The sequence below is a fragment of the Streptomyces megasporus genome, from assembly GCF_000718985.1.
Classification (GTDB): Bacteria; Actinomycetota; Actinomycetes; order Streptomycetales; family Streptomycetaceae; genus Streptomyces; species Streptomyces megasporus.
Genome location: NZ_JODL01000001.1, coordinates 1 through 26809, shown reverse-complemented (window position 1 = coordinate 26809; position 26809 = coordinate 1). Strand labels below are relative to the sequence as shown.

Sequence of the window (26809 nt, the reverse complement as noted above, 5' to 3'; positions counted from 1 at the left end):
CCGGCGCCCCACACCCGACCGTACGTCGGGAGAGCGCCGAGGGTTCCCGTCCTCAGTCCCACGATCCCAGAGCGGGGGGCAGGGCGGCGATCTCCGCGAGATCCCCCTCGGTGAGCCGCAACCGGGCCGCCGCCGCGTTCTCCACCGCCCAGCGCTCCTTCTTCGTGCCCGGCACCGGCACCACGTGCCGTCCCTGCGCCAGCAGCCAGGCCAGTGCCACCTGCGCCGGGGTGGCGCCGCCGTGCCGTGCGGCGACGCGCCGCAAGCCGACGACGATGGGCTGGTTCGCGGCCATCATCTCGGCCGTGAAGCGGGGGTGCCGAGCCCGCAGGTCGTCGGGCTCGAAGCCCACCCCGGGCGTCAGTGTGCCGGTCAGGAAGCCGTTGCCCAGCGGCATCGCGGCGAGGAAACCGACGCCGCGCGCCTCGCACCACGGCAGCAGCGACGTCAGGGCCTCGGGGGACCACACCGACAGCTCCGCCTCCACGCAGCTCACCGGGAACACCTGCTGAACGCGCTCCAGTTGCCGGATCGTCTCCGCGTACAGGGGCTCGGCGGCCGTCCGCCGTTGCGCCCTCGCGCCCACGGCGCACAGCCCCAACGCGCGCACCTTGCCCGCGGCGACCAGCTCGGCCATCGCCCCCCAGGTCTCCTCGATCGGCACCTCGGGGTCCACGCGGTGGAGCTGGTAGAGGTCGATCACGTCGGTCTGCAGCCGCCGCAGCGAGGCGTCGCAGGCCCGTCTCACATAGGAGGGACGGCCGTTGGCGACGATGTGCTGATCGCCGACCAGCAGCCCGCACTTGGTCGAGACGAACGCCTCCGAGCGCCGCCGGCCGAGCACCCGGCCGAGCAGCAACTCGTTGGTGAACGGTCCGTACATGTCGGCGGTGTCGAGCAGCGTCACCCCGTGGTCGAGCGCGGCGTGCACCGTGCGCAGCGAGGACTCGCCGTCCTGCTCGGACGTGGTGTAGGCCCAGCTCATCGGCATGCAGCCGAGCCCGATCGCGCCCACCTCCAGCGCCGCACCGATAGTCCTGCGCTCCACCTGGACGTGCTCCCTCCTCACCCCCCGCCGGGCGCGTCCCAACCTAACTGTTGCCTTCCGGCGCGCCTCGGACAGCCTCCGGATAGCCTCTGACCATGGCTTCAGCGGACGTCTGGCTCCCCTTCCCGCCCGATGAGATGGGAGCTCTGCCCGAATCGTTCGACTACGTCCACTGGGACGGCGAGGGGGAGTTCCCGGCGGACCCCGAGAACTGCGTCTTCTACGTCGTTCCCTACATGAAGGGTCAGTCCGTCGCCGTACGACCCCTGGCGCGCATGACGAACGTGCGGGTGGTGCAGACGCTCACCGCGGGCGTCGACCACATGGAGCCCGCCCTACCACAACTGCCCCGGGGCGCCCTGCTGTGCAACGCCCGCGGCGTCCACGAGGCGAGCACCGCCGAACTCGCGCTCACCCTGGCCCTCGCCTCGCTGCGCGACATCCCCGGCTTCGTCCGCGCCCAGGACGCGGGGGAGTGGCGGCAGGGCTTCCGCCCGGCCCTCGCCGACCGGACCGTCCTGATCGTCGGTCACGGAGCCATAGGGAGCGCCATCGAGGAGCGGCTCGTCCCCTTCGAGCCGGAGGCCGTCCACCGCGTGGCGCGCACCGCCCGCACCGCGCCGCGCGGCCCGGTGCACACCCTCGCCGACCTGCCCCGACTGCTGCCCGAGGCGGACGTGGTGTTCCTGGTCACGCCTCTCACCGACGCCACCCGCGGCCTGGTGGACGCGGACTTCCTGGCCCGCATGAAGGACGGCGCGCTGTTGGTCAACGTCGCCCGCGGGGCCGTCGTCGACACCGACGCGCTCCTGGCCGAGTTGGAGTCGGGACGGTTGCGGGCCGCGCTCGACGTCACCGACCCCGAGCCCCTGCCGTCCGGGCATCCGCTGTGGCGGGCGCCGGGAGTGTTGATCACCCCGCACGTCGGAGGGCCCAGTTCCGCGTTCGCTCCGAGGGCCCGGCGGCTGCTCCGCGACCAACTGCGGCGCTTCGCCGCCGGGGAACCGCCGGGGAACGTCGTCGCCGTGGCGGGGGAGGAGGACCGCGCGGGCGGCGGGACGGGCGGTGGTGCAGGGGGCGGTACGGGGGGCGGGCGGAGCATCTGACTGCCCCCTACACGCTCCGAATACGGGTAACTGCGCATTGTACCGGCAATTCTCCCGTCCGTCACGCTGCGTAGGCTCGCTATGTCCCTGAGTGACCGGCCTGGTGTATCGTCCGATCCGGGGGTGTACCAGACCACGAGGGGGGACGGGCGACATGCACGGCCACCGGACGAACCACCGGTCACGCGACCGGTGGTGGACAGGACGCCGGCCCGTGAGGGCCGGGACGCAGGCGGGCGGCCCGCCGTGCCCGGGGGTGGCGCTGTGAACGCCCGCGGGACGGGCTTTCCCCGTCCGGCGTACCGTCACGGCGGCGCCGGGAGGGACGATCGGGGCGGGATGCTGCCCCGGCTGACCCTGGCCGCCGTGTGCGGCGCGTACGCGCTGGGCGCGGCGTTGGGCTGGGGATCGCCGGCGGTCGCGCTGTTCATGGGCGACTTCGGGCTGAGCATCGCGGCGTTCGTCGCCGCGGGCTCCTGCTTCCACTACGCCCGCACCCACCCCGACAACCCGTTCCGTCCCGCGTGGGTGCTCTTCGCCCTCTCTTCGACGATGGCCGGGCTCGGCAACGGGGTGTGGGGCTGGTACGAGGTGGTGTTGGGGCGTCCCGTGCCCAGCCCCTCGATCGCCGACTTCTGCTTCCTGCTCTTCGCGCCCCCGGCCATCGTCGGGCTGCTGGTGCTCGCCAAACGCCCCGTCAGTCGGGCGGGGTGGATCTGTCTGGGCCTCGACGCCTGGCTGATCGGCGGCTCGCTGCTCACCCTCTCCTGGAGCCTGGCGCTCGACCACCCCTCGTACTGGCAGGGCGAGTCCGTCGCCCTGGTGGCCCTCTCCCTGGCCTACCCCCTGATGGACATCGTGCTGATCAGCATGGTCCTCGCCCTGCACTTCCGCCGTTCCGCCGCCCACCGATCCGCCGTCAACACCGTCATCGGCGCCCTCGTCCTCACCGTGCTCTGCGACGCTCTGTTCAGCTCCCCCCTGCTGCGGGAGAACTACTCCTCCGGCCAGATGCTCGACGCGGGTTGGTTCGCCGGCTCGCTGCTGCTCGCGTACGCCCCCTGGGTGGCCAACCGGGACGGAACGGAACGGCAACGCGCCCCCGGCCGGCCCACGCCGGCGAACGGCGCCATGACCGGATCGCTGGCCGCCCTCACGCCCTACCTGGCCGCCGCCGTGTGCACCCTGGGCATCCTCTACAACGTCCGCGACGGCGGGGCCATCGACCGAGTGGTGCTGCTGACCGGCTGCACCGTCGTCCTGGCCCTGGTGGTGCGGCAGGGCATCATGCTGCTGGACAACATCCACCTCACCCACGAACTGGCCCAGAAGGAGAACCACTTCCGGTCCCTGGTGCAGGGGTCCAGCGACGTCATCATGATCGCCTCCCCGGCCGGGATGCTGCGGTACGTCTCCCCGGCCGCCGCGGGCGTCTACGGTCGGGAACCGGACAAACTGGTCGGCTCCGAACTCGCCTCCCTCATCCACCCCGAGGACCTCGGCCGGGTTCTCCACGAGGTGCGCCGCTTCCTCGCCACCCCGCCCGAGGAGGAGCCCTCCACCCGGATCGAGTGCCGCATCCGACACGCCTCGGGCCGCTGGCTCAACGTCGAGTCCACCGTCAACCGCCACCAGGGCGGCCTGATCTTCAACAGCCGCGACGTGACCGAACGGGTGCGCCTCCAGGCGCAGCTCCAGCACAGCGCCTCACACGACCCGCTGACCGACCTGCCCAACCGCGCGCTGTTCACCGAGCGCGTGCGCCAGGCACTCGGCGGCCGGCGCCGAGGCGACGCCGAGGCGGGCCACACGGCGGTGCTCTACATCGACCTCGACGGCTTCAAGGCGGTGAACGACACCATCGGCCACCAGGCGGGCGACGAACTGCTGGTCCACGCGGCCCGTCGGTTGAAGGAGGCCGTACGGGCCGGCGACACCGCGGCCCGGCTCGGCGGGGACGAGTTCGCCGCGCTCATCCTGGGCGACGGCCGGTGCGACCGCGCCGAGCGCGAGTACCGCGTCCTGGAGATCGCCGAGCGGCTGCGCACGGCCCTCTCCCGGCCCTACCGCGTCGAGGGCGGCGAGGTACGGGTCGCCGCGTCCATCGGCGTGGCCTTCGCCGAACCCGGCGTGACCCCGGCGGTCCTGTTGCGCCACGCGGACCTGGCGATGTACCGGGCGAAGCAGGCCGGCAAGAACCGGGTCGAGCTGTACGCGCCGCAGCCACAGGTCGAGGCCGTCCGCCGCGCCGAGTTGACCACCGATCGACTGCGCGGCGCCCTGGCCGAGAGCGAGTTCGCCCTGCTCCACCAGCCCGTGGTCGAACTCTCCAGCGGCCGGATCACCTCGGTCGTCGCCCAGGCCCGCAGGCGCTCCGCCCGGGGCGTCCTGTTCCCGCCCGCCGAGGCCCCGGGCGGGACGGGCACGGCCGAGGGCGGGGTCGCCGAGGCGGGTGACTGGCTGCTGCGCCGGGCCGTCGAACAGGCCGCCGAGCGCCACCGCGCGGGCTTCCGAGTGCCCGTGACCGTACGGGTCGACGCGCGTCGCCTCACCGACCGTTCCATGACTCCGGCCACCGTCGAGACGATGCTGGCCCGGCACGGCCTGCCGCCCGAGGCGCTCCTCGTCGAACTCTCCGGCCCCCTGTCCGACACCGGTCCGCACGTCTCCCTGAACGAACTGGAGCTGTGGGTCACCGCGTTGCGGCGCCTGGGCGTCGGCGTCGCCCTGGACGGCTTCGGCGCCGGCCACGGCGCCCTCGCCGCCCTGCGCCGGCTCCCCGTGGACGTGCTGCGACTGGACCGCTCCCTGGTCGAGGGCGTGGTGGAATCCGCCCGAGTGCGCAAAATCACTTCCGGGCTGCTGAGGATCGCCGAGGACCTCGGCACGGCCTCCGTCGCGGAAGGGGTGGATCTCCCCGAACAGGCCGCCGCCCTGCGCTCCATGGGCTGCACCCACGCCCAAGGAGCGGCCTTCTCCAAGCCGCTGGACGAGCACAAACTACGCCGTGTCCTGAGTCGCGGCGGCTATCCGGTCGTCGGGGGAGAGCAGCACGGTCCGAGCGCCGGTCGGTCGGTGGTGGTCGCGGGTTCGCTTCCCGTACGGAAGGGCGGAGGGGCGGGCTCCGTACGTCCTCCGTTCCGCTCAAATAGTGAGACGTCCGTCCCACCGGCTTGACACCTCATATGTCGCGGGAGGATTGTCGGTGCCATGCGCACCCGAATTCTCGTAATCGGCCGGCGCGTCGACTGACCCAGGGCACGACCGCCCTGTGGACGACAGCGACGCGCTCCCCTCGCTTGCCTGACGGCACGAGGGGTTTTTTGTTGCACGAGCACCCGAGCGCGACCCACACCACAGCCACCCACAACGAGCGTCAAACCCTCACTCTCCGAGAAGAGATTGCGATGACCGAGCAGGCCACCGGGGTCCCCCGCCCGCAGCCGCGGGCCCGTACCGGCGGAGCGCAGCCCCAGCCCGTCACCGTCGAGCACGTCACTGGGGCCCAGTCCCTCATCCGTTCTCTCGAGGAAGTCGGCGTCGACACCGTGTTCGGCATTCCGGGCGGCGCCATCCTGCCCGCGTACGACCCGATGATGGACTCCTCCAGGGTGCGCCACGTCCTGGTCCGTCACGAGCAGGGCGCGGGCCACGCCGCCACCGGTTACGCCCAGGCCACCGGCAAGGTCGGTGTCTGCATGGCCACTTCCGGCCCCGGGGCCACCAACCTCGTCACCCCCATCGCGGACGCCAACATGGACTCCGTCCCGCTGGTCGCGATCACCGGCCAGGTGGCCTCCGCCGCGATCGGCACCGACGCCTTCCAGGAAGCCGACATCTGCGGCATCACGATGCCGATCACCAAGCACAACTACCTGGTGACCGACCCGGCCGACATCCCCCGAGTGATCGCCGAGGCGTTCCACATCGCCTCCACCGGCCGCCCCGGCCCGGTCCTGGTGGACATCTCCAAGGACGCCCTCCAGGCCCGGACGACCTTCTCCTGGCCCCCGACGGCCGACCTGCCCGGCTACCGCCCGGTGACCAAGCCGCACACCAAGCAGATCCGTGAGGCCGCCAGACTGATCGCCGAGTCCAGGCGCCCGGTGCTGTACGTGGGCGGCGGCGTCCTCAAGGCCGGGGCCACCGCCGAGCTGAAGACGCTCGCCGAGCTGACCGGCGCCCCCGTCACCACCACCCTGATGGCGCTCGGCGCCTTCCCCGACAGCCACCCGCAGCACCTGGGCATGCCCGGCATGCACGGTACCGTCGCCGCCGTCACCGCCCTGCAGAAGGCCGACCTGATCGTCGCGCTCGGCGCCCGCTTCGACGACCGCGTCACCGGGAAGCTGGACTCCTTCGCCCCCCACGCGAAGGTCGTGCACGCCGACATCGACCCGGCCGAGATCGGCAAGAACCGCACCGCCGACGTGCCGATCGTCGGGGACGCCCGCGAGGTCATCGCGGACCTGATCGTGGCCGTCCGAGGCGAGCACGAGGCGGGTCGCGTCGGCGACTACACCGAGTGGTGGGGGCTGCTGAACCGCTGGCGCGAGACCTACCCGCTGGGTTACGACCTGCCCGAGGACGGCTCCCTCTCCCCGCAGCAGGTCATCGAGCGCATCGGCGCGCTGGCCCCCGAGAACACGATCTTCACCGCCGGCGTCGGCCAGCACCAGATGTGGGCCGCCCACTTCATCGACTACGAGAAGCCGGCCACCTGGCTCAACTCCGGCGGCCTGGGCACGATGGGCTACGCCGTGCCGGCCGCGCTCGGCGCCAAGGCCGGCGTCCCGGACCACACCGTCTGGGCGATCGACGGCGACGGCTGCTTCCAGATGACCAACCAGGAGCTGGTCACCGCCGCGCTCAACGGCATCCCGATCAAGGTCGCGATCATCAACAACGGCGCGCTCGGAATGGTCCGCCAGTGGCAGACCCTCTTCTACAACCAGCGCTACTCCAACACCGTGCTGCACAGCGGTCCGGGCACGGAGACCGACCCGGAGGCCAAGGGCACCCGCGTCCCCGACTTCGTGAAGCTGGCGGAGGCGATGGGCTGCGTCGGCATCCGCTGCGAGGACCCCGCCCAGCTCGACGCGGTGATCGAGAAGGCCAACTCGATCAACGACCGTCCCGTCGTCGTCGACTTCATCGTCCACGAGGACGCGATGGTCTGGCCGATGGTCGCGGCCGGCACCTCCAACGACGAGGTCATGGCGGCGCGCGGTGTCCGTCCCGACTTCGGCGACGGCGACGACTGACGACCGACGGACGACCGAGGAAACACTGAGGAACGGAACACCACGCCGATGTCCAAGCACACGCTCTCCGTCCTGGTGGAGAACACCCCCGGCATCCTCGCCAGGATCGCCGCGCTCTTCTCCCGCCGCGGGTTCAACATCGACTCCCTCGCCGTCGGTGTCACCGAGCACCCCGAGATCTCCCGCATCACGATCGTGGTGAGCGTGGAGGACCTCCCGCTGGAGCAGGTGACCAAGCAGCTCAACAAGCTCGTCAACGTGCTGAAGATCGTCGAGCTGGAGCCGTCGTCCTCCGTCCGGCGTGAACTCGTTCTGGTGAAGGTTCGCGCCGACAACGAGACGCGCTCGCAGATCATCGAGATCGTCCAGCTCTTCCGCGCCAAGACCGTCGACGTCTCCCCGGAGGCCGTCACCATCGAGGCGACCGGCAGCAGCGACAAGCTGGAGGCCATGCTCAAGATGCTGGAGCCCTACGGGATCAAGGAACTGGTCCAGTCGGGCACGATCGCGATCGGCCGCGGTGCCCGCTCGATCACCGACCGTTCGCTGCGCGCCCTGGACCGGACCGCATAGCGAGATCGCCGTCCGTTCCCGGACGGACCGGCATACGGTGGGCCCTGGTGGGGCCCACCGCCCCCTCCCGTACGGCAAGATCCCCGTACAGCAAGAACAAGGAGAGATCCGAAGTGGCCGAGCTGTTCTACGACGACGACGCCGACCTGTCCATCATCCAGGGCCGCAAGGTCGCGGTCCTGGGTTACGGCAGCCAGGGCCACGCCCACGCCCTGTCGCTGCGCGACTCGGGCGTCGACGTCCGGGTCGGCCTCCCCGAGGGCTCCAAGTCCCGGGCCAAGGCCGAGGAGCAGGGGCTGCGCGTGGTCACCCCGGCCGAGGCCTCCGCCGAGGCCGACGTGATCATGGTCCTGGTGCCGGACCCGATCCAGGCCAAGGTCTACGAGGAGTCCATCGCCCCCAACCTCAAGGACGGCGACGCCCTCTTCTTCGGCCACGGCTTCAACATCCGGTTCGGCTTCATCAAGCCCCCGGCCGGCGTGGACGTCTGCATGGTGGCCCCCAAGGGCCCGGGCCACCTGGTCCGCCGCCAGTTCGAGGAGGGCCGCGGCGTGCCGTGCATCGCGGCCGTCGAGCAGGACGCCACGGGCGACGCCTTCCGGCTCGCCCTGTCCTACGCCAAGGGCATCGGCGGCACCCGGGCCGGCGTCATCAAGACCACCTTCACCGAGGAGACCGAGACCGACCTGTTCGGCGAGCAGGCCGTGCTGTGCGGCGGCACCGCGGCGCTGGTCAAGGCGGGCTTCGAGACCCTGGTCGAGGCCGGTTACCAGCCGGAGATCGCGTACTTCGAGTGCCTCCACGAGCTGAAGCTGATCGTGGACCTGATGTACGAGGGCGGCCTGGAGAAGATGCGCTGGTCGATCTCCGAGACCGCCGAGTGGGGCGACTACGTCACCGGCCCGCGGATCATCACCGAGAACACCAAGGCCGAGATGAAGAAGGTCCTCGCCGAGATCCAGGACGGCACCTTCGCCAAGAACTGGATGGCCGAGTACAGCGCCGGTCTGCCCAAGTACAACGAGTACAAGAAGGCCGACTCCGACCATCTGCTGGAGACCACCGGTCGTGAGCTGCGCAAGCTCATGAGCTGGGTCAACGACGAGGACTGAGCAGGAGATCCCGCCGACTCCCGCCGACCCCGTCCGCGGGTGGGATGGACGGCCCGCCGGCAAGGCGAAGCGGCGGTCCCGGCGCTTTCCGCACCGGGGCCGCCGCTTCGCCGATAGACTGACAGCACAAGCGCGTCACAGGCTCACAGCGTCGTGCGTCTCCACGCGGCTGCCCACCTCCACCGCCCTCGGCCGTCGGGACGCGGCCGTGCCCTCCCCGTGCTCCGCGAACGCGGGAGGGGACCCCAGGACCAGTGAGGACTGAAGACCGAAGTGAGCAAACCCGTAGTACTCATCGCCGAAGAACTCTCGCCGGCCACGGTCGACGCACTTGGCCCGGACTTCGAGATCCGGCACTGTGACGGAGCCGACCGCGCCGAGCTGATCCCCGCCATCGCCGACGTCGACGCGATCCTGGTGCGCAGCGCCACCAAGGTCGACGCCGAGGCCATCGCCGCCGCCAAGCGGTTGAAGGTCATCGCCCGCGCCGGTGTCGGTCTGGACAACGTCGACGTCTCCGCCGCCACCAAGGCCGGCGTGATGGTCGTCAACGCGCCGACGTCCAACATCGTCACCGCCGCCGAGCTGGCCTGCGGCCTGCTGATCTCCACCGCCCGCAACATCCCGCAGGCCAACGCGGCGCTGAAGAACGGCGAGTGGAAGCGGAGCAAGTACACCGGCGTCGAGCTGGCGGAGAAGACCCTCGGCGTCGTGGGCCTCGGCCGCATCGGCGTCCTGGTGGCCCAGCGCATGTCCGCCTTCGGCATGAGGATCGTCGCCTACGACCCGTACGTGCAGCCCGCGCGGGCCGCGCAGATGGGCGTCAAGCTGCTCTCCCTGGACGAGCTGTTGGAGGTGTCGGACTTCATCACCGTCCACCTCCCCAAGACCCCCGAGACGGTGGGCCTGATCGGCGACGAGGCGCTGCACAAGGTCAAGCCGACCGTGCGGATCGTCAACGCCGCGCGCGGCGGCATCGTCGACGAGGAGGCGCTGCTGTCGGCCCTGAAGGAGGGCCGGGTCGCGGGCGCGGGCCTGGACGTGTTCTCCACCGAACCGTGCACGGACTCCCCGCTGTTCGCCTTCGACAACGTCGTGGCCACTCCGCACCTGGGCGCCTCCACCGGAGAGGCCCAGGAGAAGGCGGGCGTGGCGGTCGCCAGGTCCGTGCGGTTGGCGCTCGCCGGTGAGCTGGTCCCGGACGCGGTCAACGTCCAGGGCGGCGTGATCGCCGAGGAGGTGCGGCCCGGACTGCCGCTGGCCGAGCGGCTGGGGCGGATCTTCACCGCGCTGGCGGGCGAGGTCGCCGTCCGGCTGGACGTCGAGGTCTACGGCGAGATCACCCAGCACGACGTCAAGGTGCTGGAGCTCTCCGCGCTCAAGGGCGTCTTCGAGGACGTGGTGGACGAGACGGTCAGCTACGTCAACGCGCCGCTCTTCGCCCAGGAGCGCGGTGTGGAGGTCCGTCTGACCACCAGCTCGGAGTCTCCCGAACACCGCAACGTGGTCACCGTGCGCGGCACCCTCGCGGACGGCGAGGAGGTGTCGGTCTCCGGCACCCTGTCCGGCCCGAAGTACCTCCAGAAGATCGTCGCCGTCGGCGAGTACGACGTCGACCTGGCGCTCGCCGAGCACATGGCCTTCCTGCGCTACACCGACCGCCCCGGCGTGGTCGGCACGGTCGGCCGCATCCTCGGCGAGGCCGGCATCAACATCGCCGGCATGCAGGTCTCGCGCGCCGAGGAGGGCGGTGAGGCGCTGGTCGCCCTCACTGTGGACGACACCATCCCGGCCGCGGTGCTCAACGAGATCGCGAGCGAGATCGGCGCCACCTCGGCCCGCAACGTCAACCTGGCCGACTGATCCCCCGGCACTCCGGTGAGTGATCGGACGGCGGCTTCGGCGCGGGCATCCGCGCCGGGGCCGCCGTCCGCCGTTTCCGCCAGGTCCTCCCCGGCCCGGCCTACTCCCACAGCAGCCGCGCGGTCTTGAGCGCCATGTGGAGCAGCAGTCGGTCCTCGCCGTCGTCCAGGTCGAGGCCGGTGAGCTGCTCCACCCGTGACAGCCGGTAGTAGAGGGTCTGCCGGTGGATGCCGAGCGCGGCCGCCGTGCGGCCCGCCTGCCCCGCGCGGTCGAGGAACACCTCGGCGGTACGGGCCAGTTCCCGGCGGCCGGGTTCCAGCAACGCCCGCACCGACGCGTCCGGCAGCCCGGCGTCGGGGGAACCGCCGGGATGACCGGGGTGACCGACGGGGGAGTCGCCGAGAGAAGCCGTCAGCGCGGTCAGCATCCGGTACGGCCCGATCCGGTCCCACCGCGCCACCGGCCCGAACCTCCGCTCCGCCCGCGCGGCCCGAGCCGCGGACAGCGCCTGCCGCCAGGCCCCGGGCACCCCCGGCAGGCCCTCACAGGGCGCGCCGATCCCCGCCACCGCGCCGACGCCGGGCTCCCGTCCGCCTCTCCCGCCGTCGGCGTGGGGCGACCGCAGCAGCCGTTCGGCGGCGGCGCGGGCCGGGTCGAGACCGCCGGGCGAGAGCAGCCGGACGAGGACGGCCAGCGCCCCCTCCGCCTTCGCCGGGGGCGCCCCCGCCCTCGGCACGGGGACTCCCGCCCCGGGCACCACACAGGCGGCGACGGCGCCCGAGAGGCCCGGGGAGCCGGCGGTCTCCCCGCCCTCCCCGCCCCAGGGCGCCACGGCCACCACCGTCAGCGGCCCGGTCGCGACGGTGCCCAGCTCCCCGGCCAGCTCGGCCTGTGCCGCCCGCCGCCCGGGAGCCGCGGTGATCAGGGTGTACAGCAGCTCGCCCCGGCGGGCGCCCGCCCTGGCCTCGGCGGCCAGGAGGGCGCCGATGCGGTCGGCGACGGCCCGTACGTCCCTCAGCCGGGGATCGGTCAACTCCAGGGCCCCGTCGTCCAGCAGCCAGATGTAGCCGAGGAGCGCCCCACCGTGCCGCACCGGCACACAGATCCGCCCCCGGAGCACCCCGGCCGACGGGTCCGGGGGAATCCGTACGGGCTCCACCGCGCGGGTGATGCCGAAGCTCTCGAACCAGGCCCGCACCCGCGCGGTCGAGCGACGCCGGAGGATCGAGCGGGTGCGGACCGGGTCCATCAGGAAGACGGACTCCTCCCCGCCGTCGTCGCCGTCGTCCTCGTGGGCGCCGAAGGCGATCAGCCCGAAGTCGCGGTTCTCCAACGTCGCGGGGGTGCCGAGGAGGGCGGTGACCTCGTCGACCAGCGCCTGGTAGTCCTCGCGCACCACGTGCCTCGCCTTCCTCGTCCCCGCGTCCGCGGCGCCCCGCCGACCCCCTCATTGTCATACAGATGTCTGAGATCCGGGCCACGGAAGCGTGACAGCTGTCGATGGCGGCCCCACGGAGCGATCCTTAGGTTCGACGGTGGCGTTCCTCAGCGTTCGCCCACCGTCGAAGAACCATTCGTGGAGGTGCCCCGTGCTGGGTTCCGTGCTCCTCGCGGCCTCGCGCAGCGACAGCATCCGCCGCGTCGTGTCGGCCGCACCGGTCACCCGCCCCGTGGTGGACCGCTACATCGCCGGAGAGCGCCTCGACCAGGCCATGACGACGATCCGCTCCCTGACCGACCAGGGGCTGGAGGTCACCGTCGACCACCTGGGCGAGGACGTCACCGACCGCACCGAGGCCCTGCGCGCCCGCGACGCGTACCTGGCGCTGACCGAGGCCCTGGGGGCCGAGGGACTGGGGAAGCACGCCGAGATGTCGGTGAAGCTCTCCGCCTTCGGGCAGGCGCTGCCGGGCGGGGACGACATCGCGTACGCCAACGTCCTCCCGGTCGTCGAGGCCGCCGCGGAGGCGGGCACGACCGTCACCCTGGACATGGAGGACCACACCACGATCGACTCCACCCTGGCGATCCTGGCGAAGCTGCGCGAGCACTTCCCCGCCACGGGCGCCGTCCTGCAGTCGTGCCTGTACCGCACCGAGGACGACTGCCGCGCCCTGGCCGGCGAGGGCTCCCGGGTGCGTCTGGTGAAGGGCGCCTACAAGGAGCCGGCGAGCGTCGCCCTCCAGGACAAGCGCGAGGTGGACCTGGCGTACGTCCGCTGTCTGCGGATCCTGATGGCGGGGAAGGGTTACCCCATGGTCGCCTCGCACGACCCGCGGATGGTGGCCGTCGCCCGGGAGCTGGCCCGCCGCTTCGACCGCAAGCCGGACGAGTACGAGTTCCAGATGCTGTACGGCATCCGCGGGGCCGAGCAGCGGCGGCTGGCCGCCGAGGGCCACCGGATGCGCGTGTACGTCCCGTACGGAACCGACTGGTACGGGTACTTCATGCGGCGGCTCGCCGAACGCCCCGCCAACCTGCTGTTCTTCCTGCGCTCGCTGACCACCCGGAACTGAACGATGACGGTCGCGAGGGGCATCGGCCGAGGGACACGGGGACACCTCCCGCGGAGAGCGGGGGAAGGCTCCCCCTCGGGAAGACCCGACCCGCCCCCGCCGACCGCCCGGAACCGAGGGTCGGCGACCCCGATCGGCCGTACCCACGACACGAACGACCTTCGAAGGAGACGCGGCTCATGGACGCTGTGACCCAGGTCCCCACGCCGGTGAACGAACCGGTGCACACCTACGCGCCCGGAACGCCGGAGCGTGCCCGCCTCGAGGCCAGGCTCAAGGAACTGGCCGGGAACCCCGCCGACCTGCCGATGACCATCGGGGGCAAGAAGCGGATGGGCGGCGGCGAGCGTTTCGACGTCGTACAGCCCCACAACCACAAGGCGGTGCTCGGCACCGCCGCCCACGCCACCCGGCAGGACGCGCAGGACGCCATCGACGCCGCGCTCGCCGCCGCCCCCGCGTGGCGCGCGATGTCCTTCGACGACCGTGCCGCGATCTTCCTGCGCGCCGCCGAACTGCTCGCCGGCCCGTGGCGCGAGACGGTGGCCGCCGCCACCATGCTCGGCCAGTCCAAGACCGCGCAGCAGGCGGAGATCGACTCCCCCTGCGAGCTGGTGGACTTCTGGCGGTTCAACGTCCACTACGCCCGCGAGATCCTGGCCGAGCAGCCGGTCGCCAACTCCCCCGGGGTGTGGAACCGGCTGGACCACCGCCCGCTGGAGGGCTTCGTCTACGCGATCACGCCCTTCAACTTCACCGCCATCGCGGGCAACCTCCCCACCGCCCCGGCCATGATGGGCAACGTGGTCCTCTGGAAGCCGTCCCCGACCCAGACGCTGGCGGCCGTGACGGTGATGAGGCTGCTGGAGGAGGCCGGCCTGCCGGCGGGTGTGATCAACCTGCTGACCGGTGACGGCAAGGAGGTCTCCGAGGTGGCGCTGGCCCACCCCGACCTCGCGGGCATCCACTTCACCGGCTCGACCAGGACCTTCCAGTACCTGTGGAAGACGGTCGGCGAGAACATCGAGAACTACAGGACGTATCCGCGCCTGGTCGGCGAGACGGGCGGCAAGGACTTCGTCGTCGCCCACCCGTCGGCCGACCCCGCGGTGCTGAAGACCGCGCTGACCCGCGGCGCCTTCGAGTACCAGGGCCAGAAGTGCTCGGCCGCCTCGCGCGCCTACGTCCCGCGCTCCATCTGGGAGAACGGCTTCCGGGAGGAGTTCGTCGCCGAGGTCGAGGGCCTGACCATGGGCGACGTCACCGACCTGTCGAACTTCATGGGCGCCGTCATCGACGAGCGCGCCTTCGCCAAGAACAAGGCGGCCATCGAGCGGGCGAAGTCCGACCCGGCCTGCGAGATCGTCGCCGGCGGCACCTGTGACGACAGCGTCGGCTACTTCGTCCGCCCGACCGTGGTGACCTGCACCGACCCGAGCAGCGAGGTCTTCTGGCAGGAGTACTTCGGGCCGCTCCTGGCCGTGCACGTCTACGACGACGGCGAGTACGAGACGGTGCTGGAGCAGATGGAGTCGGTCGCCCCGTACGGGCTGACCGGCAGCATCATCGCCCAGGACCGCGCCGCCGCGGCCCACGCCTGCGAGGCGCTGCGCTTCGCCGCGGGTAACTTCTACATCAACGACAAGCCCACCGGCGCCGTCGTCGGCCAGCAGCCCTTCGGCGGTGGCCGCGCCTCGGGCACCAACGACAAGGCGGGCTCGAAGCAGAACCTGATGCGCTGGACGTCCACCCGCGCCATCAAGGAGACGCTGGTCCCGCCGACCGACTACCGCTACCCGCACATGGGCTGACACCCCCCCGTCGGCCCGTGCCCGCCGCCCCCGTCCGGCCCCCGCGGACGGGGGCGGCGCCGTGTCCGCCGTCAGGAGTCGCGGCGCGGTCCGGTGATCGACTCGCCGATCACGAACACCGTCTCCTCCGAACGGATGGAGTGTTCCGGGTCACAGCGGCAAAAGCCCAGGTCGGGGCCCCCGCCGTCTCAGATAGTAGGAAGGCCAACTATTAGGCGGGACATCACAGCTTTCAGCCCTTACTTTGGTGGGAGCCGAACGTCTCGCTCCATCAGCGAATGGCGGATGAGGCGCGGTGCCCGTCGCAGGCGACCCCTGCCGCACCGGACGCCCCCGCCGCTTACGGCGCACCGGGATCCCCTCTTTCCACCCTTCCGGTTCCGTTCCCCCAGGGAGTTCGACCATGGACGAGACCGCACGCCGCCGTGTCCGCCACACCGCCCGCAACCACGACGACGACGCCCGCAGGAACGCCGCCGCCGCCCTCCAGCGAGCGCTGGACCGACGCGACAACGGCGGCGCCACCGGGCACTGACGCCCCCGAGGTCCCGGGCGGTGACACGGGTCCGCATCGTGGACAGAGCGTGTCATCTCCTGGGACGAGCGGTAAGGTCCTCTCCATGTCTCGCAGCATCAACCTCGCAGTGATCCCCGGTGACGGCATCGGACGGGAGGTCGTGGCCCAGGGCCTGAAGGTCCTGTCCGCCGTCCTGCCGAAGGACGTGAAGCTGCAGACACAGGAGTACGACCTCGGCGCGCAGCGCTGGCACGCCACGGGGGAGACCCTGCCGGACGCGGAGTTGGAGCGGCTCAAGGGCCACGACGCGATCCTGCTCGGCGCGATCGGCGCCCCCTCCGTCCCCTCGGGCGTGCTGGAGCGCGGGCTGCTGCTCAAGCTGCGCTTCGCCTTCGACCACTACGTCAACCTGCGGCCGTCGAAGCTCTTCCCCAACACGGCGACCCCGCTGGCGGGCCGTCCGGAGATCGACTTCGTCGTCGTCCGCGAGGGCACCGAGGGCCCGTACACCGGGAACGGCGGCTCCCTGCGCACCGGCACCCCGGCCGAGGTGGCCACCGAGGTCAGCGTGAACACCGCCTACGGCGTCGAGCGCGTGGTGCGCTACGCGTACGAGCAGGCCAAGGCCCGCCCGCGCAAGAGGCTCACGCTGGTCCACAAGAACAACGTCCTGGTGCACGCCGGTCACCTGTGGAAGAACATCTTCGACCGGGTCGGCGAGGAGTACCCCGAGGTCACCACCGACTACCTTCACGTGGACGCCGCGACGATCTTCTTCGTCACCCAGCCCGAGCGTTTCGACGTGATCGTCACCGACAACCTCTTCGGCGACATCCTGACCGACCTGGCCGCCGCGGTCACCGGCGGCATCGGACTGGCCGCCTCCGGGAACATCAACCCCACCGGCGCCTTCCCGTCGATGTTCGAGCCGGTCCACGGTTCCGCGCCCGACATCGCCGGCACCGGCAAGGCCGACCCCACCGCCACGGTCCTCTCCGTCGCCCTGATGCTGCGCCACCTCGGCTTCGAGCCCGAGGCCGCGCGGATCGAGGACGCGGTCTCCGCCGATCTCGCGGAGCGCTCCGAGCCCCGCAGCACCGACGAGATCGGCGACGCGCTCGCGGTACGAGTAGCCGACTAGCGAGCCCGCCGCACCGATCCGGCCGGGCACGCAGGCGCCCGGCCGCTGTGCTATTCGGCGGTTGGGTGCGACCATCTACCCCAGGACCGCCCACCCGTGCCCGCCGTACGGTCCATCGCCCGATCATCGGACGCGAGTCTCCGTATGCGGAGAAGCTCGGACGTCCTAGCACCGTCGGAACGACGGGAGCGCGGTCCGCCACGACACACAGTGAAGGACGCGCTCACATGACGACGCCCCGTATCGACTTCGATCTCAAGCCCTCCGCGCACCCGCTGTCCGACGCGGAGCGCGAGGCGATCCTCGCCGCCCCCGGCTTCGGCCGGCACTTCACCGACCACATGGTCACCATCCGGTGGACCGAGGGCCGGGGTTGGCACGACGCGCGGTTGCAGCCCTACGCGCCGCTCCAGATGGATCCGGCGAACATGACGCTGCACTACGCCCAGACGATCTTCGAGGGCCTCAAGGCGTACCGCCGGGTCGACGGTTCGGTCGCCGTCTTCCGCCCGGAGGCCAACGCCGAGCGCTTCCAGCGGTCGGCACGCCGACTGGCCATGCCCGAGCTGCCGGTGGAGACCTTCGTCGAGGCGTGCGACCTGCTGGTGAAGCAGGACAAGGCGTGGGTGCCCGAACAGCCCGAGCAGTCGCTCTACCTGCGGCCCTTCATGTTCGCCTCGGAGGTCGGCCTCGGGGTCAGGCCCGCGAACGAGTACCTGTTCATGGTGATCGCCTCGCCCGCCGGCGCGTACTTCCCCCAGGGCGTCAAGCCGGTCTCGGTGTGGATCTCGCGGGAGTACGTGCGGGCCGCCCCCGGGGGCACCGGCGAGGCGAAGACGGGCGGCAACTACGCGGCCTCCCTCCTCCCCCAGGCCGAGGCGGCCGAGCACGGCTGCGAGCAGGTGGCCTACCTGGACGCCGGAGAGCGCCGCTGGGTCGAGGAGATGGGCGGCATGAACCTGTACTTCGTCATGGGCTCGGGCGCCGACGCCACCGTCGTCACCCCCAAGCTGACCGGCACCCTGCTGCCGGGCATCACCCGGGACTCGCTGCTGACCATCGCCGCGGACCTGGGGTACCGCACCGAGGAGCGGCTCATCTCCGTCGAGGAGTGGCGCGAGGGCAGCATCGACGGAACGATCACCGAGGTGTTCGCCTGCGGCACCGCGGCCGTCATCACCCCGGTCGGCACGGTGAAGTCGACCGCCGGGCAGTGGACCGTCGGCGACGGCGAGCCGGGCGAGATCACGATGAGGCTGCGCGAGAAGCTGCTCGCCATCCAGACCGGCCGCGCGGAGGACCGGTACGGCTGGATGCACGAGTTGGCCTGACCCGACGCCCGCCGACGCCGTCGGCGCACCGTCCGCGCGTTCCGGTCCGGTGCGACCGGCGGCTTGGTCCGCCGGTCGCACCGCCCGGGGAGCGACGGCCCGGGGAGCGACCGGACGGGAAGCGGCGGGGTGGGCCGGGCCGCCTCCCACATCGTGAGACCGTCCTCCCCTCGCGGGGACGCTCGTGCCACACTGCGTCCGTGCCTTCGTTCGCCATGATTATCGGCAGCAGGCGCGCCGGTCCGCAGTGACCGCCTCCGCACACACCCGGTGCGGTGGCGAACACCGTGTCCCAGACCCGCGCGCAGACCTCTCGCACCCGCGAGGGGTTTTTTCGTTTTCCGGCCCCAACCGGGCAGGACGAGGGCGTGAGGGATGATGGGGACAAGTGGGGCCAAGCCTTCCGGACCTTCACCCATCCGACAGGAGCCAGACCAGCATGACCGACGCCGCGGACTACCGGCAGCCGGGGGACGCGTCCCACGTCAGTGACGCGTTCCACGTCTTCGACACCACTCTCCGTGACGGGGCCCAGCGGGAGGGGATCAACCTCTCCGTCACGGACAAGCTGACCATCGCCCGCCACCTGGACGACTACGGTGTCGGCTTCATCGAAGGCGGCTGGCCGGGTGCCAATCCACGGGACACCGAGTTCTTCCAGCGGGCCCGCGCGGAGATCGACTTCCGGAACGCCCGGCTCGTCGCCTTCGGCGCCACCCGCAAGGCGGGCGTGGCCGCGGCCGACGACCCCCAGGTGCGGGCGCTGATCGACTCCGAGGCCCCGGTGGTGACCATCGTCGCCAAGGCGCACGACCGCCATGTGGAGCTGGCGCTGCGCACCACGCTGGAGGAGAACCTGGCGATGGTCCGCGACACCGTGGAACACCTGCGGGCGGCGGGCCGCCGCGTCTTCGTCGACTGCGAGCACTTCTTCGACGGCTACCTGGCCAACCCCGAGTACGCCAAGCGGGTCGTGCGCACCGCCCACGAGGCGGGCGCCGACGTGGTGGTGCTGTGCGACACCAACGGCGGCATGCTCCCGGCGCAGGTCCAGGCCGTGGTGCGGACCGTGCTCGACGACACCGGCGCCCGCCTGGGCGTCCACGCCCAGGACGACACCGGCTGCGCCGTCGCCAACACCCTCGCCGCGGTGGACGCGGGCGCCACGCACGTGCAGTGCACGGCCAACGGCTACGGCGAGCGCGTGGGCAACGCCAACCTCTTCTCCGTCGTCGCCGCGCTGGAGCTGAAGTACGGCATGCGGGTCCTGCCCGAGGGCGCGTTGCGCGAGACGACCCGGATCTCCCACGCCATCGCCGAGGTCGTCAACCTCACGCCCTCCACCCACCAGCCGTACGTCGGCGTCTCGGCCTTCGCCCACAAGGCCGGACTGCACGCCTCGGCGATCAAGGTGGACCCGGACCTCTACCAGCACATCGACCCCGAGCTGGTCGGCAACCGCCTGAGGATGCTCGTCTCCGACATGGCCGGCCGGGCCTCCGTCGAACTCAAGGGCAAGGAGCTGGGGGTCGACCTCGGCGACGACCGGGAGCTGGTCGGGCGGATCGTGGAGAGGGTCAAGGAGCACGAGCTCAAGGGCTACAGCTACGAGGCCGCCGACGCCTCCTTCGAGCTGTTGCTGCGGGAGGAGGCGGAGGGCCGTCCGCTGCGCTTCTTCACCACCGAGTCCTGGCGCACCATCGTGGAGACCCGTCCCGACGGCTCCCACGCCAACGAGGCGACCGTGAAGCTGTGGGCCAAGGGGGAGCGCATCGTCTCCACGGCCGAGGGTAACGGTCCCGTCAACGCCCTGGACCGGGCGCTGCGGCTGGCGCTGGAGCGCATCTACCCCCAGCTCGCCCAGATGGGGCTGGTGGACTACAAGGTCCGTATCCTGGCGGGCACGCAGGGGACGGAGTCCACCACTCGGGTGCTGGTCTCCACCGGCGACGGCGCCGGCGAGTGGTCCACCGTCGGGGTCGCCGACAACGTCATCGCCGCTTCCTGGCAGGCGCTCGTCGACGCCTACGCGTACGGGCTGCTGCGCGCGGGCGTCGAGCCCCAGGGCTGACCGCCCGTCACGGGACGGTTGTCGCACGTCCATGGCGACCACCGCCGCGCACTGTGGGAATCCCACAGTGCGCGGCGGAAAAACCAGGAGCCTCTCGCGGGTGTACGCCCTTTCGGGTGCACGGTTCTGTCCAGCGTGACCATGAATCGCGGGCGGAGACTGTACGAATCCAACGACGGTCTACGGTGGGGTTGTTTCGTAGGGTTCATACATGACCGATCTGTCCCAGGCGCCGTCCGCGGCGAGCGACACCCGTGGCCGTGTGGCGGAGTTGCAGGCCATTCGCGAGCAGGTGAGGCGCGGCCCGAGCGAGAAGGCGACCGAGGCGCAGCACGCCAAGGGCAAACTGACGGCCCGTGAACGGATCGAGCTGCTGTTGGATCCGGGCTCGTTCCACGAGGTGGGGCCGCTGCGACGGCACCGCGCCACCGGCTTCGGCCTGGAGGCCAAGCGGCCGTACACCGACGGGGTGATCACCGGCTGGGGCACCGTGGACGGCCGCACGGTGTTCGTCTACGCCCACGACTTCCGGATCTTCGGCGGAGCGCTGGGCGAGGCCCACGCGGCCAAGATCCACAAGATCATGGACATGGCCATCGCGGCCGGCGCGCCGCTGGTCTCCCTCAACGACGGCGCCGGCGCCCGCATCCAGGAGGGTGTGGTGGCGCTCGCCGGCTACGGCGGCATCTTCCAGCGCAACACCAAGGCGTCCGGCGTCATCCCGCAGATCTCGGTGATGCTCGGCCCGTGCGCCGGCGGCGCGGCCTACTCCCCGGCCCTGACCGACTTCGTGTTCATGGTCCGCGAGACCTCGCAGATGTTCATCACCGGCCCCGACGTGGTCCAGGCGGTCACCGGCGAGCAGATCACCCAGAACGGGCTGGGCGGCGCGGACGTCCACGCCACCACCTCCGGGGTGGCGCACTTCGCCTACGACGACGAGACCGCCTGCCTGGAGGAGGTCCGCTACCTGCTGTCGATGCTCCCGCAGAACAACCGGGAGAACCCGCCGCGGGTGGAGTGCGCCGACCCGGTCGACCGGCGGTGCGAGACGCTGGTGGACCTGGTGCCGGCCGACGGCAACCGGCCCTACGACATGCGCGCGGTGATCGAGGAGATCGTCGACGACGGCGAGGTGCTGGAGGTCCACGAGCGCTGGGCCAACAACATCATCTGCGCGCTGGCCCGCATCGACGGGCAGGTGGTGGGGATCGTGGCCAACCAGCCCAACGTGCTGGCCGGGGTGTTGGACATCCACGCCAGCGAGAAGGCCGCCCGGTTCGTGCAGATGTGCGACGCGTTCAACATCCCGATCGTCACGCTGTTGGACGTGCCCGGGTTCCTGCCGGGCGTGGACCAGGAGCACGGCGGCATCATCCGACACGGCGCGAAGCTGCTGTACGCGTACTGCAACGCCACCGTGCCGCGGATCTCGCTGATCCTGCGGAAGGCCTACGGCGGGGCGTACATCGTGATGGACTCCCAGTCCATCGGGGCCGACGTCACCTACGCGTGGCCGACCAACGAGATCGCGGTGATGGGCGCGGAGGGCGCCGCCAACGTCATCTTCCGCCGGCAGATCGCCGCCGCCGACGACCCCGAGGCGACGCGGGAGAAGCTGGTCAAGGAGTACAAGGCCGAGCTGATGCACCCCTACTACGCGGCCGAGCGCGGTCTGGTGGACGACGTCATCGACCCGGCCGACACCCGCGCCACCCTCGCCCACGCCCTGGCGATGTTGCGCACCAAGCACGCGGACCTGCCCGCCCGCAAGCACGGCAACCCGCCGCAGTGACATTCAGTGATCCAGTGAGGGAGAGTCCCATGCACAACCCCGCCACCGACGTGGTCCGGGTCGAGAAGGGGCGGGCCAGCGAGGAGGAACTCGCCGCGGTCACCGCCCTGCTGATGGCCCGTGCCGCCGCCCACACCCGTTCCGCGGCGCCCCTGCGTCCCCGCCGCACCCCCGCCCCCTGGCGCCGCCCGGAGCGCGTCCCCACCTACCGCGCCCCGCACAGTTGGCAGCACTGACCCCGCCGGGAAACCCGGTGACGGAACGCTTCGGCCCCGCACACTGCACAGTGTGCGGGGCCGAAGCGTTCCGTCACCGCGGACGCGGACACGGTCAGCCGACGGGGGAGTCCATCAGGACGGTCCGTCGGGGATTGGCGGTCTGGGACGGCAGGGCGGTGGCCCCCGTCGTCTCCTCGGCGGCGCGTTCGGCCGAGGGAACCGCGACCAGTTCGCCGGCGTCCTCGAGGTGGGCCAGGGTGGTGCGCCGGGGGTTGGCGACACTGCTCGTGGTCATCGTCGTCTTCACCAAGTCCGCCTCGCTTGCCTTCTCGTCGTTCACGTCCGTTTGCCAAGCTGAGCGTAAGGGGCCCTCTTCCCCTACAGGCGTGACCCGAATAACGATCCGCCTGTGATTTTACTCACGAATCGTAGGGCAAAAGCCGCATAAAGGGCCGCTTTATCTGGGGCGACAAACGGACATACATGCTGTAAATCTGATATTCGGCTCTCCGATGGTGCTACCGGGCAGCGGATGTTGTTCGGGGATGCCCCAGGGGGCTAGCTGCCAAAAGTCCACAATGCCCGTTATCTGGATGCACCCTCCGCGACCTTGTGTCTGCGCAGCGTCACCCATGTCACGGCCTTGTCCACTGCCCTTGTTGGAGTTCCGGCACTGTGCTGGAATTCCACGGACCGCCGCAGACGAGCCGGCGCGCAAGGGGGCGCACAGCAACAACAGCGCCGCGCGGCGGCGACTCGGGGGGCGCCGGTCACTCACGACCGTCAGGGGGGTCCTCGCGGGCCTTTCCGACTCGATACCGTTCCACCGTTCGCGGGGGGACGCCTGGTCCAGAGGTTGCGACGCTAGTGCAGGGACGTTTCAAGAGGGATGGCAGCGCTGTGGGGGACCCGGAGCTGCGCGGTGCGACCGACCGCGGCTCCTCGCCCCAGCGTGCCCAGGAGAGCGGTGGCAGGGAGCAGGCCCTCGACGCCGACGCGGGCAAGCGTGCGAACGCGCAGCCGGACGGCGGACCGGACGGCGGTTCGAAACCCAAGGAGCCCAGCGCGACGGGCTCGCGCCTGGCCCTCCGCAACTGGCGCATCAGCACCCGTCTGGTCTCGCTGCTGGCCCTTCCCGTCGTGGCGGCCACCACACTGGGCGTGCTGCGCATCAACGACTCACTGGCCGAGGTCGACCAGCTCGACAACATGAAGCTCCTCACGGAGATGACCGAGCACGCCACCGAGTTGGCGGCGGCCCTCCAGGAGGAGCGGGACCGATCGGCCGGTCCGCTGACCGGCACCGGGAACCCCAAGGACGACACGGTCGTCGGACCTCGTGAGAAGACCGACCGGGTCAAATCGGCGTTCTTCGACGCCACCAGCGGAATCGAGGGCGCCGACGACACGGCGCTCTCCGGCGTCCGGGCGACGATCACCGACATCTCCCGACAGCTCAACACGCTGAAGAACATCCGGGACCGGGCGTACGACAGCCCGCAGAACGTCTCCCAGACGGTCAACGACTACAACCAGTTGATCGAGTCGCTGCTGAGCCTGTCGCAGGACATGGCACAGGCCACCAGCAACCCGGAGATGATCCAGAGCACCCGCGCGCTGGCCGCGTTCTCCTCCGCCAAGGAGTACGCGTCCATGCAGCGTGCGATCATCAGCGCCGGTCTGGCCCGCAAGGACGGCCCCAAACTCTCGGACAGCGACCACCTCTACGTCAGGACCGCCTGGGAGAGCGAGCGCGCCGCCCGCAAGCGCTTCGCCGACATCTACGGGACCAACCGCGCGGCCGAGCTCACCAAGCCGCTGGACGAGGGCATCGTCAACATCACCTCGGCCGACCAGTACGCCGAGCGCGTGGTGAAGGACCCCGAGGGCATCTCACGGGAGGACCGCTCCTACCTGGACTGGTTCGATCAGGACCGGGTCAAGATCGAGCAAATGGGCAGGATCGAGGCATCCCTGCTCACGGAGATGGACGACCAGGCCCGCCGGCTGCGCTCCGAGGCCCAGCAGGACGCCTTCCTCAACGGTGTCCTCGTGCTGCTCGTGCTCGGCATCTCGCTGGTCGGCGCGTTCGTCGTGGCCCGCTCCATGGTCCGTTCGCTGCGCAGGCTGCAGGACACCGCGCAGGACGTGGCCCGCCGCCGACTGCCCGAGTTGGTCAAGCAGCTCTCCGAGGCCGACCCGCAGGACGTCGACACCTCCGTGGAGTCCGTCGGTGTCCACAGTCGCGACGAGATCGGCCGGGTGGCCGCGGCGTTCGACGACGTCCACCGCGAGGCGGTCCGCCTCGCCGCCGAGCAGGCGCTGCTGCGGGGGAACGTCAACGCGATGTTCACCAACCTCTCGCGCCGCAGCCAGGGCCTGATCCAGCGCCAGCTCTCGCTGATCTCTGAGCTGGAGTCCCGCGAGGCCGACCCCGACCAGCTCTCCTCGCTGTTCAAGCTGGACCACCTGGCGACCCGCATGCGCCGCAACGGCGAGAACCTCCTGGTCCTCGCCGGCGAGGAGCCCGGCCGCCGCTGGACGCGCCCGGTGCCGCTGGTGGACGTGCTGCGCGCCGCCGCCTCCGAGGTGGAGCAGTACGAGCGCATCGAGCTGAGCGCCGTTCCCACCACCCAGGTCGCGGGCCGGGTCGTCAACGACCTGGTGCACCTGCTGGCCGAGCTGTTGGAGAACGCCACCTCGTTCTCCTCGCCGCAGACCAAGGTCAAGGTCACCGGCCACGCGCTGCCCGACGGCCGCGTGCTGATCGAGATCCACGACACCGGCATCGGCCTGTCGCCGGAGGACCTGGCGGCGATCAACGAGCGGCTCGCCAACCCGCCGACGGTGGACGTCTCGGTCTCCCGCCGCATGGGCCTGTTCGTGGTCGGTCGGCTCTCCCTGCGGCACGGCATCCGCATCCAACTGCGGCCCTCCGACTCCGGTGGCACGACCGCGCTGGTCATGCTCCCGGTCGACGTCACCCAGCGCTCCGGCCAGCAGCAGAAGAAGCCCGGCGGCGAGGTCGGCCAGGGCCCCGGCCCGTCCGCCACGCTCCGACGCGAGCCCCAGGGCGGCGGAGCCCCGGCCGGTGCCGGCCGGCTCGGCGCCCTGCCCACCCGCGGCCAGGTCCAGGGCGGCTCCTCGCGTGCCGCGCTGCCGGGCGGCGCCCCCCAGGGCGGCGCGCCCGCGGGCGGCGGTTTCGGCGGCCCCGCCCGACCCGGCCCCGGCACCGGACAGCCCACGCGGCCGGGCGTCGGCACCTCCATGGGAACCGGCGCGACGAACGCGAACGGCTTCGGCGCCGGCGCGCGCCCCGAGACCCGGACCGGCGGCCCCGCGCAGCGCGACGGCGTCTCCGCGGGCGAACTGCCGGCCGGACCCGGCGAGCGGCGCCCGAGCTGGGCCGACGACGCCGGCGACCGGACGCCCGGTCCGCGCGCGGTGCCCGACGCGCCGCGTGGGCACGAAGAGGTCGACTCCACCGCGGAGTTCCCCAGCGTCGGCGCGTACCAGCAGCCCTCCGGACCCGGTGACACCGCCCGGTTCCCGGCCGTCGGCCAGGGCGGTCCTCGCACCCCGCAGGAGACCGGACAGTTCCCGCGTCCGGCGGAGACGGGTGAGTTCCCGCGTCCGGTGGAGACGGGTGAGTTCCCGCGCCCGCAGGGCCCGCAGGAGACCGGGCAGTTCCCGCGCCCGCAGGGTCCGCGGGACGCCGGTGGGCACGCCCCCCAGCAGGGACTCCCCGCCGGCCGCGACAACACCGGTTTCGAGCTGCCCGGCAGCTCCTCCGCCGTCAGCGCGGACGAGCGCACCCCGATCTTCGAGTCGGTCGAGTCGAGCTGGTTCAGCGCCAGGCACACCGACCAGCGTGTTCCGTCCGCGTCCTCGGACGACTCCCCGTCCGCGAGGGCGTCCCGGCCGGAGGCCGGGAGGCATGCGGCCTCCGCCGCGCGGTCCGACAGGTCCGCCGGCTCGGCGTCCCCGCCGACGTCGCAGGGCCGATCCGGAGACGCCTGGGCGGAGACTCCGAACGACGAGCGTTGGCGCCGGGCCGAACAGCTCCGCCAGCCCGCCGCGGGCGGGGTCACCACGTCCGGACTGCCTCGCCGCGTCCCCAAGGCCAATCTGGTCGCGGGTACCGCGCAGCAGCGGCCGTCCGCGCCGACCGGGCCGCAGGTCTCGCGCGCCCCCGACGACGTCCGTGGCCGGTTGACCAATCTTCGCCGGGGCATCCAGCAGGGCCGGCAGGCCGGCGGTGGCCGGCCCGGCGGCAGCCACGGCACAGGCCCCACCTACCAGCAGGAGCGTTAGTTGAGTCCGATGAGCCAGGCGGCGCAGAATCTGAACTGGTTGATCACCAACTTCGTGGAGAACACCCCGGGGGTGTCGCACACGGTGGTGGTCTCCGCCGACGGCCTCCTTCTGGCCATGTCCGAGGGG

The 26809-nt window shown here is 71.5% G+C and carries 19 protein-coding genes; 16 read left to right on the top strand and 3 right to left on the bottom strand.

Annotation, left to right across the window (positions count from 1 at the left end):
• Positions 1 to 52: 52 nt before the first annotated feature.
• Positions 53 to 1048, bottom strand: coding sequence for an aldo/keto reductase (locus IF47_RS0100095; RefSeq protein ID WP_031505691.1), 996 nt, complete (start codon positions 1046 to 1048; stop codon positions 53 to 55).
• Between the two features lie 95 nt (positions 1049 to 1143).
• Here IF47_RS0100095 and IF47_RS0100090 point away from each other — a divergent pair, with 95 nt between their 5' ends.
• The 6 genes from IF47_RS0100090 (at position 1144) to serA (ending at position 10966) form a co-directional block, all read left to right on the top strand.
• Positions 1144 to 2154: a 2-hydroxyacid dehydrogenase gene (locus IF47_RS0100090; protein WP_051716701.1), complete on the top strand. Its 1011-nt coding sequence runs from the start codon at positions 1144 to 1146 to the stop codon at positions 2152 to 2154.
• A 339-nt stretch (positions 2155 to 2493) separates the two neighbouring features.
• The gene (locus IF47_RS0100085; RefSeq protein ID WP_051716700.1) at positions 2494 to 5331 is read left to right on the top strand and encodes a putative bifunctional diguanylate cyclase/phosphodiesterase; all 2838 of its coding nucleotides are present in this window, start codon (positions 2494 to 2496) and stop codon (positions 5329 to 5331) included.
• A 230-nt stretch (positions 5332 to 5561) separates the two neighbouring features.
• Complete coding sequence (locus tag IF47_RS0100080; protein WP_031505687.1) at positions 5562 to 7418, top strand: acetolactate synthase large subunit; 1857 nt, start codon at positions 5562 to 5564, stop codon at positions 7416 to 7418.
• Between the two features lie 48 nt (positions 7419 to 7466).
• Positions 7467 to 7991, top strand: a complete 525-nt coding sequence (gene ilvN, locus IF47_RS0100075) for an acetolactate synthase small subunit (RefSeq protein WP_031505686.1) — start codon at positions 7467 to 7469, stop codon at positions 7989 to 7991.
• A gap of 113 nt (positions 7992 to 8104) precedes the next feature.
• The gene (gene ilvC, locus IF47_RS0100070; RefSeq protein ID WP_031505684.1) at positions 8105 to 9103 is read left to right on the top strand and encodes a ketol-acid reductoisomerase; all 999 of its coding nucleotides are present in this window, start codon (positions 8105 to 8107) and stop codon (positions 9101 to 9103) included.
• A gap of 273 nt (positions 9104 to 9376) precedes the next feature.
• Positions 9377 to 10966 carry a phosphoglycerate dehydrogenase gene (serA, locus tag IF47_RS0100065; RefSeq protein WP_031505683.1) on the top strand — a complete coding sequence of 530 codons (1590 nt, stop codon included), beginning with the start codon at positions 9377 to 9379 and terminating at the stop codon, positions 10964 to 10966.
• Positions 10967 to 11066: 100 nt separating this feature from the next.
• On the opposite strand, the gene IF47_RS0100060 is transcribed toward serA, so the two are convergent.
• Positions 11067 to 12362: a PucR family transcriptional regulator gene (locus IF47_RS0100060; protein ID WP_031505680.1), complete on the bottom strand. Its 1296-nt coding sequence runs from the start codon at positions 12360 to 12362 to the stop codon at positions 11067 to 11069.
• Positions 12363 to 12555: 193 nt separating this feature from the next.
• On the opposite strand from IF47_RS0100060, the gene IF47_RS0100055 reads away from it, so the two are divergent.
• From IF47_RS0100055 to IF47_RS0100020, 8 genes are all read left to right on the top strand, one after another.
• Positions 12556 to 13482 (top strand): proline dehydrogenase family protein, encoded by a 927-nt coding sequence (locus tag IF47_RS0100055; RefSeq protein WP_031505679.1) that lies wholly within the window; start codon positions 12556 to 12558, stop codon positions 13480 to 13482.
• A 179-nt stretch (positions 13483 to 13661) separates the two neighbouring features.
• The gene (gene pruA / locus IF47_RS0100050; RefSeq protein ID WP_031505677.1) at positions 13662 to 15293 is read left to right on the top strand and encodes an L-glutamate gamma-semialdehyde dehydrogenase; all 1632 of its coding nucleotides are present in this window, start codon (positions 13662 to 13664) and stop codon (positions 15291 to 15293) included.
• 403 nt (positions 15294 to 15696) lie between these two features.
• On the top strand, positions 15697 to 15828 hold the full coding sequence (locus IF47_RS31865; protein WP_106982459.1) for a hypothetical protein: 132 nt from the start codon (positions 15697 to 15699) through the stop codon (positions 15826 to 15828).
• 85 nt (positions 15829 to 15913) lie between these two features.
• Complete coding sequence (locus IF47_RS0100040) at positions 15914 to 16951, top strand: 3-isopropylmalate dehydrogenase (protein WP_031505676.1); 1038 nt, start codon at positions 15914 to 15916, stop codon at positions 16949 to 16951.
• Between the two features lie 227 nt (positions 16952 to 17178).
• Positions 17179 to 18282, top strand: a complete 1104-nt coding sequence (locus tag IF47_RS0100035; protein ID WP_031505674.1) for a branched-chain amino acid aminotransferase — start codon at positions 17179 to 17181, stop codon at positions 18280 to 18282.
• A 439-nt stretch (positions 18283 to 18721) separates the two neighbouring features.
• Positions 18722 to 20353, top strand: coding sequence for a citramalate synthase (gene cimA, locus IF47_RS0100030; protein WP_031505673.1), 1632 nt, complete (start codon positions 18722 to 18724; stop codon positions 20351 to 20353).
• Positions 20354 to 20564: 211 nt separating this feature from the next.
• Positions 20565 to 22148 (top strand): acyl-CoA carboxylase subunit beta, encoded by a 1584-nt coding sequence (locus tag IF47_RS0100025; protein WP_031505672.1) that lies wholly within the window; start codon positions 20565 to 20567, stop codon positions 22146 to 22148.
• A 29-nt stretch (positions 22149 to 22177) separates the two neighbouring features.
• Entirely contained in the window at positions 22178 to 22384 is a 207-nt protein-coding gene (locus tag IF47_RS0100020; RefSeq protein ID WP_031505670.1) for an acyl-CoA carboxylase subunit epsilon, read from the top strand.
• 94 nt (positions 22385 to 22478) lie between these two features.
• Here IF47_RS0100020 and IF47_RS0100015 read toward each other — a convergent pair whose 3' ends face one another.
• Positions 22479 to 22673, bottom strand: a complete 195-nt coding sequence (locus IF47_RS0100015) for a hypothetical protein (RefSeq protein ID WP_031505668.1) — start codon at positions 22671 to 22673, stop codon at positions 22479 to 22481.
• Positions 22674 to 23233: 560 nt separating this feature from the next.
• On the opposite strand from IF47_RS0100015, the gene IF47_RS0100010 reads away from it, so the two are divergent.
• Together IF47_RS0100010 and IF47_RS0100005 are read left to right on the top strand one after the other, a co-directional pair.
• A complete protein-coding gene (locus IF47_RS0100010; protein ID WP_031505667.1) occupies positions 23234 to 26680 on the top strand; it encodes a sensor histidine kinase in 3447 nt (1148 codons plus the stop codon).
• Positions 26681 to 26809: roadblock/LC7 domain-containing protein (locus IF47_RS0100005; protein WP_031511535.1), on the top strand; the 129-nt coding region annotated here is incomplete at its 3' end.

What these genes read in the sequence shown, in the direction of transcription:
- IF47_RS0100035 (WP_031505674.1), top strand. Translation starts at nt 17,179, where the DNA reads ATGACGACGCCCCGTATCGACTTCGATCTCAAGCCCTCCGCGCACCCG.
- IF47_RS0100025 (WP_031505672.1), top strand. Translation starts at nt 20,565, where the DNA reads ATGACCGATCTGTCCCAGGCGCCGTCCGCGGCGAGCGACACCCGTGGC.
- pruA (WP_031505677.1), top strand. Translation starts at nt 13,662, where the DNA reads ATGGACGCTGTGACCCAGGTCCCCACGCCGGTGAACGAACCGGTGCAC.
- cimA (WP_031505673.1), top strand. Translation starts at nt 18,722, where the DNA reads ATGACCGACGCCGCGGACTACCGGCAGCCGGGGGACGCGTCCCACGTC.
- ilvN (WP_031505686.1), top strand. Translation starts at nt 7,467, where the DNA reads ATGTCCAAGCACACGCTCTCCGTCCTGGTGGAGAACACCCCCGGCATC.
- IF47_RS0100040 (WP_031505676.1), top strand. Translation starts at nt 15,914, where the DNA reads ATGTCTCGCAGCATCAACCTCGCAGTGATCCCCGGTGACGGCATCGGA.
- IF47_RS0100020 (WP_031505670.1), top strand. Translation starts at nt 22,178, where the DNA reads ATGCACAACCCCGCCACCGACGTGGTCCGGGTCGAGAAGGGGCGGGCC.
- IF47_RS0100080 (WP_031505687.1), top strand. Translation starts at nt 5,562, where the DNA reads ATGACCGAGCAGGCCACCGGGGTCCCCCGCCCGCAGCCGCGGGCCCGT.
- IF47_RS0100090 (WP_051716701.1), top strand. Translation starts at nt 1,144, where the DNA reads ATGGCTTCAGCGGACGTCTGGCTCCCCTTCCCGCCCGATGAGATGGGA.
- IF47_RS31865 (WP_106982459.1), top strand. Translation starts at nt 15,697, where the DNA reads ATGGACGAGACCGCACGCCGCCGTGTCCGCCACACCGCCCGCAACCAC.
- IF47_RS0100085 (WP_051716700.1), top strand. Translation starts at nt 2,494, where the DNA reads ATGCTGCCCCGGCTGACCCTGGCCGCCGTGTGCGGCGCGTACGCGCTG.